Here is a 12,569-nt window from a genome sequence, read left to right as displayed (position 1 = left end):
GGCCATGCGCGTCCCCCGATCCATTCTTCCGTCCACCGTGGCGCTGGCTGTCGCGCTGGCCACCGCGTCCTGCGCCACGCCGCGCGAAGTACCGTCCGCGCCTGGCGGCGCTGTGGCGATCGAGGGCACCGTGGCATCCATCGACACACAGCCATGGATGTACGACGGCCATGCCGTGGTCCAGGTCGAGGTGGCGGGCCGCGGCCGCGTGTCCGTGCAGTTGCCGGCGCGCTGGAACCTCTGCAAGGCCGCGCCGGTGGACGTGCAGGCGCTGGCCGTGGGCATGCGGGTGCAGGCGGTGGGTGCGGCCGAGGGTGCGGATGCGCTGACGGTCTGCAGCGACACCGCGCACCGCCTGGTGCCACTGGGCGACGGCGGCGGGGCCACCCGCGGCGGGGACGGGTCGGGCATCGTCCTGGTTCCGCTGTCGGCGATGGAGATCGACGGGGCCGCACTGGCCGGGGAACTCGCCTGCAGCTTCTCCGCAGGTGAAGCGGGGGAGTCGCCGCTGCTGCTGGCCAAGGGCGATGTGGCGTCCAGCAACCCGGCACGCGGCGTGGTGAAGGTGGGGGACCACGTGGAAACCGTGGCGGTGCCGGGCGGCTTCGACGCGATGCTGCACGGCACGCGCTTCTCCGGGTCCGGCAAGACCATCGACATCGCGCTCACCGGGGCCGCGACCGGAGGCGGTGAATCGCCGGCCCGGCCCGGGGTGCTGACCTATCTGCGCGCCGATGGGGCGGAGCGCACGTGGAGTGGCTGGTGGCAGTGCGGACCGTAGCGCGGCGGCGCGGGGTGCTTCCTGCCGCCCGCTGACATCTGGAGACGGTTGGCCAGGTGTTAGGCTGCGTGATGGATGAGTCAACGATGTATGCCGACCAGCTTCGCCGGCTGGTCATGGAAGGCCACCTCCGGGGGGCGCTCGAACTTCTCAATATCCAGTCCGGATATCGCTTCACCGCGATCTACCGGCTCGGCGCCACGCATGCCGAGAACTTCATGCTGGTGGACCGTGACAACGAGCCCTCGACGCCGTTCACGGCCGACATTCCGCTCGATGAGACGTACTGCCACCAGGTCGAATCCCTGGCCGCGCTGGTGATCGAGGATGCGTCGTCAGACCCGAGGCTCACCACCCACGCCTACCGGCATATCGTCCGCGCGTACTGCAGCGTGTCGCTGCTGGAAGGAGACGGCACGATCTTCGGCACGCTCTGCCAGTTCGACACGGCACCGAGGGCGACCTCCGAAGCGACCCTTGTCCTGATGCGCGAGATGGGTGGCCTGCTGCGCTCGGACGTCGTCTCGACCACGTATCGACGCGCTGACATTGATCGACGGGTCGACCGCCTGTCCGACATGACGGGGATCATCTCCGACGCGTCGCTCGACGGGACGGACGCGCTTTCGACGTTCGACATGTATGCCGGCCCGCTCATCGAGGAAGCCGGGCGGCGGCTTCCCGCAGGTGATTCGCTGGAAGTCCAGGCCAGGATCGACGGAATCCGGTGCGCGCTGGTCAACGAGCGGTAACGCCACTGGATGCGGCGCTGCCCGCGGGGCTGCGCGCGTTTGGTGGGCGGGCAGGGCTCGGCTTTCCCTGATTGCCCCCGACGAGATCCCGGCGTAGGTTGGGACGCTCATCGGGAGGGATTCTGGATGCGTGCATCAGGGATGGTGGTGTTGTTGGGGGTCGTGGCCTGTTCCTCGCCCGGTGTCGGGCACAGGGCTGGCGATGCGGCGGTGTCTGCCCCGCCTGCGTCCTTTTCGGGGACCTGGGAGGCCTGCGAAGGCGCGTCTTCGCCTGCGGAATGCAGCCGTTACGTGCTTCTGCAGCGCGGCGAGCGCATCTGTGGCACCTGGTTCCACGTCGCATCGGGGAAAGAGTACGAGGGACGGTTGATCGCGCGCGCCACCTCGGCGCTGGAGGCGCGGCGCACGCACGTCTGCGGGCGGCCGGGCTCTGAAGCCGGCACCGAATGCGCGGACGGCTGGGACGTCGTCGATAGACCGTTGCGGCTGTGCGACGGCAGGCTGGCCGATATGGCGGGTGCCGATGGCAGGTGCCGGGCCGACTACCGGGCGGTGCCAGCGTCGCGGAGCGGGCATGCAGCCTTGACGGAACAGCCCTGGGTGCAGGATTGCCTGTCGACTGATCCGTAGCGGACGACCACAAGGAGGTGGATCGTGACGAACCGGCCCCCGCTGACGGCCAACGAGCTGAAGGCGGTTGCGTACTTCGCCGTAGGCGTGACCTCCGAGGGCAGCATTGCGGGGCGTGATGTCTCGTATCGCTTGAGCTTCGCCGGCAACGTGGGTCCGGGCGGGCGCATGCAACCGGTCGCAAACAGCGGCTATTCGTTCGGCACCCTGCAGATCGATCTCGGCCAGCATCCGGAGGTGGCCTGGGATCTGCTGGACCGTTACCAGGCATGGGCCGCCCGGCAGCCGGACCGGGCGAGGCTCGAGCTCGGACATGATGAGTACGACGGCGTGCTCGCATCCCTGCAGCGGACCGGTCGCCGGATGCGTGCGGACAACGCGGTCGATATCGACCGCTCGGGACTCAACCGGTTCATGGCGTCGGACGAGGGGCAGGCGTTCGTGCATGGCCTGGATTCGGTCCACGTGGAAGGCGTCACTGCGGTGGATGCCTTCCCCGGAAATCGCGATTCCGCCCTCGAGCGCCTGCAGCGCACGCAGCTTTACCGCGATGCGGTCGGCAGCGAGCAGGCCGAGCTGGCGGGGATGTTCATGAAGCTGCAGAACCAGGCCGGCCGCGGCCGCTGGCCCGGGCTGCTGGAACGGGTCGAGGCCGGCACGCTGGCGTCGTCGGAGGCCGTCAGGACGGCCATCGACGGACTGCTGCCCAACCAGCCCAATGGTGACCCGGATTACCTGCAGAGCGGGGCAGGGAACACGCTGCGCGGCGTCGGGCTCGTGAATGCGCTTCGCGATGCGCACGCGGACAACCGGTTGGCCCGGGCATGGGCGAATGTCGTTGCCGACCCAATGGTGGGACCGGTGGGCGCGCGGCGGCCCGATGCGGTCAATCCGGACATGGGCTTTGAATACGACGCGGTGCGGTCCCTGTTCCTGACGCCAGAAGCATCGCGCCGGCTGATCGCTGCACTCGATCAGGGCGCATCGCTGGCGGAAGGCGATCCCCGACGGCAGGCCAACGGCAGCAGGCACGCCGGGTTCTACGTCTCGGGCAATGATTTCGTGCACTGGAACCGTAACGGTCAGGGACTGGCCTTTGTCGAGGGGCAGTGGCTTCGCATCGATCCGGACGCACTGACGCGCATACGCACTCGCGAGGGGATCACCGAGCTTCGCATTGATGAGGGCGGGCGCAGCAGGACCCTGCTCAGTGTGGATCCGCGTACGCCGGCACTGCGGCCGGATGCTGCCGCGCATGAAGACCGCAGCCGCGATGCATGGAACGAGGCCGACCGGGTGTTCGCCGCGACCCTGCGCGACCGGATTGGGCCGGCCTATGGCGACGAGCAGGTCATGGCGATCGTGCAGCGCGCCCGCGAGGCCGGCTTCAAGACGCCGCAGGCCATCGAGCTGAGTTGCGTACAGGACAGCACGTTTTTCATGCGTGGCGACCACACCACGGGGTACGCGTTTGTGAGGGTGGGGATCGACGAGGACGTATCAGCGCAGGTGGAACCGCTTGCGGCGATTCATGTCGCGAATCCGCCGCGTGAGCAGGCACACGAAGCCGCGTTGGAGAGCCCCCGAATCCGCTTGGGAGCGGGGCTGGGATAGCGCCAGGCGGCGCTTCAACGCGCCGCGGCGTCCCCGCCACCGCCCAGCCGGTTGATCGCCTCGTTCTCCACCACCGCAGGCGGCTGCGGCATGGCCGCCAGCGCCAGCAGTGCGCGGCCGAGATGCGCGGTGCTCGTCATCAGCCCCGGCATCGCGCGCACGCCCAGTCCCATGACAGGGGCCGCGAGGGCGTAGAACGGGCGCATCCAGGCGTGCGGGCTGCGCTCGCCGTGCGCGGGCTGGATGCCGCCGGGACGCAGCATCACCGTGGTGATCGGCAGCGCCTGCAGGGCGGCTTCGGTCTCGCCCTTGATCCGCAGCGGCATGAACGCGCTGTCCGGGTCGGCCTTGGCGCCGGAGACGTAGAGGAAGCGCCCCTGCGGATTGCGCGTCGCGAAGGCGCGCGCCACCTGCAGGGTGAGCGCGAGCGTGACGTGCCGGTAGCGTGCTTCGGGCGTCCCCACCGGCGGTGCGCCTGCGCAGTAGAAGCAGGCGTCCCAGGGCGCGAGCCGGTCGGCGACGGATGCCAGGTGGTTGAAGCTGTCCACGACCACGTCTTCCACCCGTGCATCGGCGTGCGCCAGCGCGTGGCGGCCCAGCACCGCCACGTTGGATACGCGCGGATCAGCCAGCGTTTCCACCAGCACGCCCTGGCCCACCAGTCCGGTGCCGCCGGTCATCAGGATGCGCATGCGAACCTCGATCGGATCGGGAGTGGCCGAGTCTAGCGCCCTGGTGAGGGAGCAACCTTCCGCGGGCGGGCCAGGCTCAGCACGACGGTGCTGGCCAGGATCATGGCCACGGCCGCCAGCGACCACAGCACCGGGATCTTGTACAGGTCGATCAGCAGCATCTTCGCGCCGATGAACACCAGTACCACCGCCAGGCCGTAGGGCAGCAGGTGGAAGCGCTCGGCCATGCCGGCCAGCAGGAAGAACATCGCGCGCAGGCCCAGCACCGCGAACACGTTCGATGTCAGCACGATGAACGGGTCGGTGGTGATGGCGAAGATCGCCGGGATCGAGTCCACCGCGAAAATCACGTCGGTGATGCCGATCATCACCAGCACGATGAACAGCGGGGTGAACTTGCGCCGGCTTCCGCTGCCCAGCCACAGCGCGCTGCCGTGGTATCGGCGCACGAAGGGGACGTGCGCGGTGAGCCAGCGCAGCACCGGGTTCTTTTCCAGGTCGGGTTCCTTGCCCGCGGCGAACCACATCTTCACGCCAGTCAGCAGCAGGAACGCGCCGAACACGTAGAGCATCCAGTGGAAGTTCGCGATCAGCGCCGCGCCGGCGAAGATCAGGATCGCGCGCAGCACGATCGCCAGCAGGATGCCGATCACCAGCACGCGCTGGCGCTGCACCTCGGGCACGGCGAAGTAGGTCATCAGCATCAGGAAGACGAAGATGTTGTCGACCGCCAGCGCCTTCTCCACCAGGTAGCCGGTGAGGAACTCGAGGCCCACGCGCCGGGCCTCGTCGGGCCCGGCGTTCTGGCCGATGTACCACCACAGGGCGGCATTGAAGGCCATCGCCAGGGCCACCCAGCCCAGGCTCCACCAGGCGGCCTCCTTGAACGTGACCCTGTGCGCGCCGCCATGGCGCATCAGCACCAGGTCGACCATCAGCGCGATCAGTACCAGGCCGGAAAAACCGGCCCACAACCAGGGATTGCCTATCGTTTCCATCGTGATGTCCGGACAAGGGGAGAGGACGGCCGCGGACGCAGGCGGCACGGAACCCTTGCTCGGAGATCCGGGGACGCACCTTCGCCATCGCGGCGAAGGTCTTGCTCACAGCCCAGTGGGCTGCCGTGGGACCGGAGCATCGCTGCTCGAACTGACGGCCTGCACGTTGGGAGCTACTCCCCTTCGGCGGGCATTGTGCGGTGACCCGGTCGCGGCGCGCAACCCGCGTGGCCGTGCCGGGCTGCACCGCGCGTTCACGCTGCATCGGCCCTCCGCGGGCCGGACCCGGGAGATCGGCCATGCAGATCACACGACGCAGGTTGCTTGCGGCACCCGCCGCGCTTTCCGCCGCCCTGCTGCCCACCAGCCTGCTGGCCGCGCTCGAGGCCGAGACTCCACCCGCGCCGGACCTCTCCACCTGGGAATCCGTCCGCGCCCAGTTCGCGCTGGACCCGGCCTGGATGCACTTCGCCAGCTTCTTCATCGCCAGCCACCCGGCGCCGGTGCCCGCGCGGCGGAAACGCAGGCCATCGGTTGAGCCGGCTTCCATGTAGGGCACGCGACTGGCGCCGGCGGCACGGGCGGCGAGGGTGCGGTCCAGCGCTGCACCGTGGCCACGGCGCGCGTGGGCAGCACGTTCTCGGCCTGTCCCGCGCTGAGCAGGGTGGGCGTGCAGGTGGTGCGCAGCTCGCGGTCGATCCATGTGGGCGAGGAAGACGACGGGTGCCTTGCCCGCGCCGGGATGGCCACGGTAGCGGAGCATCAACGAGGCGGTGTCGCCCAGCGGCTCGACCGTGACGTCATCGGCGGCGAAACCGGCATGAGGCGCGCTGGCGGCCAGCGGGAGCCTGGACGCGCTGCGATTGGCGCTGGATCAGCGCGCCGCGCCGTTCGCTGCTTCGATGAACCTTGCGGCCAGAACCTCTGCGGGAAGACGCAGCAGCGTGGCGTTGACCTCCATCGCGAACCTGCCGGTATCCGGATGGCCATGCGACAGGACGACGTCCTGCGCGGCAAGGCGTTCGCGCAGGGCAGCGGGGTCCACGCCTGTCGCCGTCATGAAGAAGCGGCTGGTTCCGTTTGGAAGCGTCTCGAACGAGAACCGGCCGTCATCCTGCAGCAGCGCGACCAAGCGGTCCGCCACCTGCCAGGACTTCGCGTAGTCCTCCAGGTAGCCGTCGACGAAGCGCAGGGCGACCGCGGCCGAGGGCCAGGCGTGGGGCAGGGCGCCGCCGAACATGCGGCGCTGGTGGAAAAGGCCTTCGATGAAGCCGGCATCCCCGGCGAGGATCGCGCCGGATCCGGCGTTGAAGTGTTTCCACAGCGAGACGTAGACCGTGTCGAACAGCGCGCCATACGCGTGCAGGCCGTGCCCGGAGTGCAGCGGCAGGTTGAACAGCCGCGCGCCGTCCAGGTGCAGGCGGATGCCGCGTTCGCGGGCGAGGCGGCTGATGCGCGCGAGCGTGTCGAAGTCCACCATCTCGTGGTGGCGTCGCCGCACCGGTGATTCGATGGCAATGACGCCGACGCGGGTCTCGACCCGGCCGCCGTCCGAGCGCCGCAGCCAGCGCTCGACCTCGTCGAACGATGGCGTGCTGGCGCCGTCCGCCAGGGGCACGAGATTCAGCCCGCTCAGGGTCTGCGCGCAGTCGCCGCTGTCGTTGTAGAGGTGGCTTTCCGCCTGCACCAGCACGCGGCGGTCGTTCCCGGCGAGCTTGCGCACCGCCAGATGGTTCGCCAGCGTCCCGGTCGGCAGGTAGATCGCGTCGTCCTTGCCCAACAGGCGCGCGAACCTGGTTTCCAGGGCACGGATGATGCCGCCCTGCGTGTAGTTGTCGGGCTGGAAGTTGCCGTCGGCCACGACCTGCGACAGCACCGCCGCGTACTCGGCGGGGTCAAGCCCGAGACCGTCGGAGGCGAAGTTCACGCGCCTCGACTCCGGCGCGGAGGCGTTCGCTGCGGCCGGCATGCCCAGGCCGGACAACATCGGCGAAGCGACCGCAATGCTGCCTGCGCCGAGGAAACGGCGACGATCCATGTGGAGCCCTCGGGTGGGTCGCTGTCGGGTGCGACGCTTCACGCAGCATACCCGCAGGCCATGCACGCACGGCCGCGCCTGCAGGCGACCCGGCGTGGTGCCGCCGGGGTGGTACAGCTGCAGGTGCGCGCTGATGCAGCTCGCCTCGAGGGTGGTGCGTTCGCCGTCATCACCGGGGCTCCCGGGTGCCACTGGCATATTTGTTGCTTGCGGTGGGGGGCTCCCGGAGGGAACAGCCCTGCGCGCACGCCGCGCCCGCCCACGCACCTCGAGGCATGCATTCAATGGACATGCTTTTCACCTACGTGATCGGCGGCTTCGGCGCGTGGGCCGCGGCCCTGATGCTGCTGATCGCGGTCCAGGGCGACAGTCTCAATCGCGGCGGGCTGGCGCGCTCCGCCCTGGGCTTCGCGCTGCTGGGCGCCGGCATGGTGACCAGCGGAGTCGCCGAACGCGCCGCGCGATGGCCGCTCCTGGTCCTCGCCCTGACGGCGGTCGTGGGCACGGCGGTGATCTATCGCGCGCTGCGGCCGCTGGTCGGCGCGCGCCCGGTCGCCATCACCCGGCTGGCGCTGGAGATCGGCGTGCCCAGCCTGGCCCTGCTGCTGGCCTGGTTCGCGGGGCCGCGCAGCTTCGCGCTGACCTTCCATGCGCTGTGCCTGGCGGTGTCGCTGGGTATCACCTGGACCATGCGCCGGGCGCTGGTGGCGCCGCGCAACGCGGCCGAGGCCGCGGTGGCGGTGACCCTGCTGGTCTACGCGTGCAGCTGGATCGTGGCGCTGGACGCGGCGATCCGCCACGACGGGCCCGAGCATCGCCACCTACTCTACGTGGAGGCGCCGCTGCTGGCGGCCTATGCGGTGCTCTATGCGCTGCTGCCCCTGCTGGTGGGCGCGCTGGTGCTCAACCTGGCCAACGCCCAGCTGCACTACCGGCTGCGCCGGTACGCGGACATCGACGAGCTGACCGGCCTGCTGACGCGCCGCGCGCTGCTGGAGCGCGCCGCGGCGTGGCAGGCCGACGTGCTGGCACGTGGACGCCTGCCGGCGGTGCTGCTGCTGGACGTCGACCATTTCAAGCCGATCAACGACACCCACGGCCACGAGCGCGGCGACGAGGTGCTGCGCGCGGTGTCCGGCCGCCTGCGCGGGACGCTGCGCACCGGCACGGCGCTGGCCCGCTGGGGCGGCGAAGAGTTCCTGGTGCTGCTGGACGCGTCGGACATGGAAGAGGCCGGCGCGGCCGCCGAGCGCATGCGCTCAGCGGTGGGCGGGACGCCGTTCCGATTCGGCGAGTCACGCCTATCGGTCACTGCCAGCATCGGCGTGGCCGCATGGGCGGCGGGCGACGATTTCACCAACGCGGTGGCCGAGGCCGATACCGCGCTGTACAGCGCCAAGCGCGCGGGCCGAGACCAGGCCCATGTGGCCGAGCCGGCATAGCCGCGAAGCCCTTCACCTTGCGGCGAGGCCGCCTGTACGATTCGGCATCGACTTTCCTTCCCCAGTTGCAGGCGATGCATGAGCCGCATCATTCCGCTGCGCTGCCGTTGCGGCCAGGTCCAGCGCGAAGCACGGGCTGCCCGGATCTATGCCCGCGTCAGCTGCCATTGCCGGGACTGCCAGGCCTATGCGCGTTGGCTGGGAACACCGGGGCTGCTCGATGCGTGCGGCGGCACCGACATCGTCGCCATGGCGCCGTCGGGGCTGCGCTTCACCGCGGGCAGCGGGCAGATCGCCTGCGGCACGCTGAGCGGCAGGGTGTACCGCTGGTACGCCGCCTGCTGCCGTACGCCGCTGGGAAACACCGCACGCAATCCCCGCGTGCATTACGTGGGCCTGTGCACGGCGTGCCTGCCCGATGCCGCGGCGGTGGACGCGGCCGTGGGACCGGCGGGCAGCTGCGTAGTGCATTCGGCGTCGGCGAACGCGCCGGTGCGTGCGACGCCGCTGGCCTTCCTGTGGGGCGGCCTGTGCATCGCGAAGGGCGTGCTCGGTGCGCGCCTGCGCGGGCAGCGCGAGTCTCCCTTCTTCGATGCTGCAACGGGTCGCCCGATGCGCGAGTCGGAGCGGATTGGCGTCGAAAACTGATCGCCGGCGTGGCGACGCCCTTCCGCACGCGCCATCGTCGCGCCGACGCCGAAGTGGATGCAGGACCCGCGGCGGATGTCGGCGAGGTTCACGCCTCTGCCACCACCGTGCGGTTGCGGCCGCCGCGCTTGGCCGCGTACATCGCGGCATCGGCGCGCGCCAACCATTCGGCAGGCGTCTCGCCGGCGCGGACCGGCGCCGCACCGATGGAGATGGTGACGGGATGTCCCTCGGCCTGGACCTCGCGTTCCACCGCCTGGCGCAGCTTTTCGGCCACGTCGCGCAGCGCCGCGGGGCTGGTGCCGGGAAGGAGGAGTGCGAATTCTTCGCCGCCGAGGCGAAAGAACCGGTCCTGCCTGCGCGTGTTCGCGTGCACCAGGGCAGCGATCCCGCGCAGGACCTGGTCGCCCGCTTCATGGCCGAAGCTGTCGTTCACACGCTTGAAATGGTCGATGTCGAAGACCAGCATTCCCAGCGGCTCGCTGCTGCGCTTGCTCGAAGCCATGGCGATCTCGAGTTCCGCGTCCAGGCCGCGGCGGTTGTTGGCGCCGGTCAGCGGATCGCGCAGGGCGATGGCCTCGAGCTGGGCACGCTGCAGCGCCGTGCGCGACGCGAAGACGAACGCGAACGTGCTCACCATCAGCGCCGTGCCAAGGAAGGTGAGCTGGTCGACGACGGCGGCGAGCTGGACGTTGCCGATCATCACCCCCGCGACCACGCCCGAGGACAGCAGCAGCGCGCGGCTCCGGCTGGCGAGCAGGAAATTGGCCACCAGCACCGGATAGGCCCACAGCGCGCCGGACGGCTGCACCAGGTGCACGATGGCGATGCAGAAGACGCAGTAGATGGCGGCGATGAAGTTCGCGGCGCCCTGGGTACGACCGGTCCGCCAGGCGTAGGCGACGCCGGATGCGATGCAGGCCATGATCAGCAATCCGAAGGTGCCGGCAAGCGCCTCGTCCACGAAGAAGCGGCGGATCGAGAAGGGCAGCACCACCAGAACGGTGATCGTGCCGAACAGCAGGACGATGGCGAGGTGGAAGTCGGCCTTGATCCTGTCCTTCCACGCTTCGGATCCTGTCATGGGTGGCCCTCGTCTCGGCGGTGGTTCGCGGGCTCCGCCGTTGCGGTGCTGGGAATCAGGCAAGACTAGCAATCGCGTCCTGACGTGGCGGTGAGAGCGGCGTGCGCGGCTCACGTCGCCTCCATCGACGGACCTGCATGCTCGTCGGCCCCGCGGTCGGGCACCGCGAGATTCCCCCGGAGGCACCATGCACAAGACCCTCGAGAACCGCCGCGTCGCCATCCTCGCCACCGATGGCTTCGAGCAGGTGGAACTGACCGAACCGCGGAAGGCCGTGGAAGAGGCGGGCGCCAAGGTCAGCCTGCTGTCGATCAAGGCGGGCGAGATCCAGGGCATGCACCACGACAAGCCCGGTGACCGGTTGCAGGTCGATGGCCTGGTGGCCGAGGCCAGCATCGACGACTTCGACGCGCTGATCCTGCCCGGCGGCGTGGCAAACCCGGACACGCTGCGCATGGACGAGGCGGCGGTGGGCTTCGTGCGCGACTTCGCGCGCAGTGGCAAGCCGATCGGGGTGATCTGCCACGGACCCTGGGTGCTGATCGAGGCCGACGTGGTGCGCGGCCGCCGCATGACGTCCTGGCCGAGCGTGCGCACCGACCTGCGCAATGCCGGGGCCGAGGTGGTGGACGAGGAGGTGGTGACCGACCAGGGCTTGGTCTCGAGCCGCAAGCCGGACGACCTGCCGGCGTTCTGCCGCAAGATCGTGGAAGAGTTCGCGGAGGGGCGGCACCCGCCGCGGAGCTGAGCCGGTGTACCCGCACCTGCTCTCACCCCTGAAGGCCGGCGCCGTCGCGCTGCCCAACCGCGTGCTCATGGCGCCGCTGACCCGCTCGCGTGCAGGCCAGCCGGGCGACGTGCCCACCGCCATGAACGCGGAGTACTACGCACAGCGTGCGGGCGCCGGCCTCATCGTGTCCGAGGCGACGCAGGTCTCGCGCCAGGGCCAGGGCTATGCGCTGACCCCCGGCATCTACAGCGACGCGCAGGAAGCCGGCTGGAAGCAGGTCACCGACGCGGTGCACGCGCGCGGCGGCCGGATCGCGGCGCAGCTGTGGCACGTCGGGCGCATCTCGCATCCGCTCGTGCGGCCGGATGGTGCGGCGCCGGTGGCACCCTCGGCGATCGTCGCCAAGGGCGCGTCCTGCTTCGTCATCCAGCCGGATGGCACGCCGGCCAACCTGCCGGCCGCGCCGCCGCGTGCGCTGGACACCGGTGAAATCCCGGGCGTGGTCGCCGAGTTCGCACAGGCGGCACGGCGCGCCGACCGCGCCGGGTTCGACATGGTCGAGATCCACGCGGCCAACGGCTACCTGCTGCAGCAGTTCCTGGCGACCAACAGCAACACGCGCAGCGACCGCTACGGTGGTGCGCTCGAAAACCGCGCACGCATCACCTTGGACGTGGTGGACGCGGTGATCACCGAACTCGGCGCAGGTCGCGTCGGGGTGCGCATCTCGCCGCACTTCACCGGCCACGACATCGCCGACCGGGAGCCGGAAGACAGCGCGCTCTACCTGGCGCGCGCGTTCGGCCAGCGCGGCATCGCCTACCTGCACATCGCCGAACCGGACTGGGCCGGCGGCCCGAAGCTGGGCGACGGGTTCCGGCGCGCGCTGCGCGAGGCCTTCGCCGGCACGCTGGTGTTCTGTGGCGGCTATACGGCCGAACGGGCCGAAGCCCTGGTCGCCTCGGGCGCGGCGGACGCCGTGGCTTTTGGCCGGCCGTTCATCGCCAACCCCGATCTGGTGCAACGCTTCCGCGCCGGTGCCGGACTCAACACACCGGACCGCTCCACGTTCTATGGCGGCGATGCGCGCGGGTACACCGACTATCCGACGCTCGAGCAGGCGCAGCCGCAGCCGCCGCAGCCGCAGCCGTAGCCACAGC

At 70.1% G+C, this 12,569-nt stretch carries 13 protein-coding genes; 9 read left to right on the top strand and 4 right to left on the bottom strand.

Annotation, left to right across the window (positions count from 1 at the left end; all coding sequences use genetic code 11):
• Positions 1-4 precede the first annotated feature (4 nt).
• From JG616_RS08825 to JG616_RS08810, 4 genes are all read left to right on the top strand, one after another.
• Positions 5-781: a hypothetical protein gene (locus tag JG616_RS08825; RefSeq protein ID WP_199392355.1), complete on the top strand. Its 777-nt coding sequence runs from the start codon at positions 5-7 to the stop codon at positions 779-781.
• A gap of 86 nt (positions 782-867) precedes the next feature.
• Positions 868-1,533, top strand: coding sequence for a hypothetical protein (locus tag JG616_RS08820; RefSeq protein WP_199392354.1), 666 nt, complete (start codon positions 868-870; stop codon positions 1,531-1,533).
• Between the two features lie 291 nt (positions 1,534-1,824).
• The gene (locus tag JG616_RS08815) at positions 1,825-2,163 is read left to right on the top strand and encodes a hypothetical protein (RefSeq protein ID WP_199392353.1); all 339 of its coding nucleotides are present in this window, start codon (positions 1,825-1,827) and stop codon (positions 2,161-2,163) included.
• A 24-nt stretch (positions 2,164-2,187) separates the two neighbouring features.
• The gene (locus JG616_RS08810) at positions 2,188-3,777 is read left to right on the top strand and encodes a hypothetical protein (RefSeq protein ID WP_199392352.1); all 1,590 of its coding nucleotides are present in this window, start codon (positions 2,188-2,190) and stop codon (positions 3,775-3,777) included.
• Positions 3,778-3,791: 14 nt separating this feature from the next.
• Here the strand turns inward: JG616_RS08810 and JG616_RS08805 are convergent, their stop codons facing one another.
• Together JG616_RS08805 and JG616_RS08800 are read right to left on the bottom strand one after the other, a co-directional pair.
• Positions 3,792-4,469: an NAD-dependent epimerase/dehydratase family protein gene (locus tag JG616_RS08805; RefSeq protein WP_235973069.1), complete on the bottom strand. Its 678-nt coding sequence runs from the start codon at positions 4,467-4,469 to the stop codon at positions 3,792-3,794.
• A 32-nt stretch (positions 4,470-4,501) separates the two neighbouring features.
• On the bottom strand, positions 4,502-5,467 hold the full coding sequence (locus JG616_RS08800; RefSeq protein ID WP_199392351.1) for a TerC family protein: 966 nt from the start codon (positions 5,465-5,467) through the stop codon (positions 4,502-4,504).
• Positions 5,468-5,766: 299 nt separating this feature from the next.
• Between JG616_RS08800 and JG616_RS08795 the strand changes: the two genes are divergently transcribed.
• Positions 5,767-6,021: a hypothetical protein gene (locus JG616_RS08795; protein WP_199361780.1), complete on the top strand. Its 255-nt coding sequence runs from the start codon at positions 5,767-5,769 to the stop codon at positions 6,019-6,021.
• A gap of 320 nt (positions 6,022-6,341) precedes the next feature.
• On the opposite strand, the gene JG616_RS08790 is transcribed toward JG616_RS08795, so the two are convergent.
• A complete protein-coding gene (locus JG616_RS08790) occupies positions 6,342-7,703 on the bottom strand; it encodes a beta-eliminating lyase-related protein (protein ID WP_199392350.1) in 1,362 nt (453 codons plus the stop codon).
• A 92-nt stretch (positions 7,704-7,795) separates the two neighbouring features.
• On the opposite strand from JG616_RS08790, the gene JG616_RS08785 reads away from it, so the two are divergent.
• Both JG616_RS08785 and JG616_RS08780 read left to right on the top strand, forming a co-directional pair.
• The gene (locus JG616_RS08785) at positions 7,796-8,947 is read left to right on the top strand and encodes a GGDEF domain-containing protein (protein WP_199392349.1); all 1,152 of its coding nucleotides are present in this window, start codon (positions 7,796-7,798) and stop codon (positions 8,945-8,947) included.
• 78 nt (positions 8,948-9,025) lie between these two features.
• Positions 9,026-9,595 carry a DUF6151 family protein gene (locus JG616_RS08780; RefSeq protein WP_199392348.1) on the top strand — a complete coding sequence of 190 codons (570 nt, stop codon included), beginning with the start codon at positions 9,026-9,028 and terminating at the stop codon, positions 9,593-9,595.
• Positions 9,596-9,683: 88 nt separating this feature from the next.
• Here the strand turns inward: JG616_RS08780 and JG616_RS08775 are convergent, their stop codons facing one another.
• Entirely contained in the window at positions 9,684-10,679 is a 996-nt protein-coding gene (locus tag JG616_RS08775; protein WP_199361784.1) for a GGDEF domain-containing protein, read from the bottom strand.
• 187 nt (positions 10,680-10,866) lie between these two features.
• On the opposite strand from JG616_RS08775, the gene JG616_RS08770 reads away from it, so the two are divergent.
• Positions 10,867-11,427, top strand: coding sequence for a type 1 glutamine amidotransferase domain-containing protein (locus JG616_RS08770; protein ID WP_199361785.1), 561 nt, complete (start codon positions 10,867-10,869; stop codon positions 11,425-11,427).
• Between the two features lie 4 nt (positions 11,428-11,431).
• Complete coding sequence (locus JG616_RS08765; protein WP_199392347.1) at positions 11,432-12,562, top strand: alkene reductase; 1,131 nt, start codon at positions 11,432-11,434, stop codon at positions 12,560-12,562.
• The last annotated feature ends 7 nt before the right edge of the window (positions 12,563-12,569 follow it).

The organism is Luteimonas sp. MC1895 (assembly GCF_016457215.1).
Classification (GTDB): Bacteria; Pseudomonadota; Gammaproteobacteria; order Xanthomonadales; family Xanthomonadaceae; genus Luteimonas.
The sequence above is the reverse complement of the archived record's forward strand: the minus strand, read 5'-3'. Positions and strand labels throughout refer to the sequence as shown.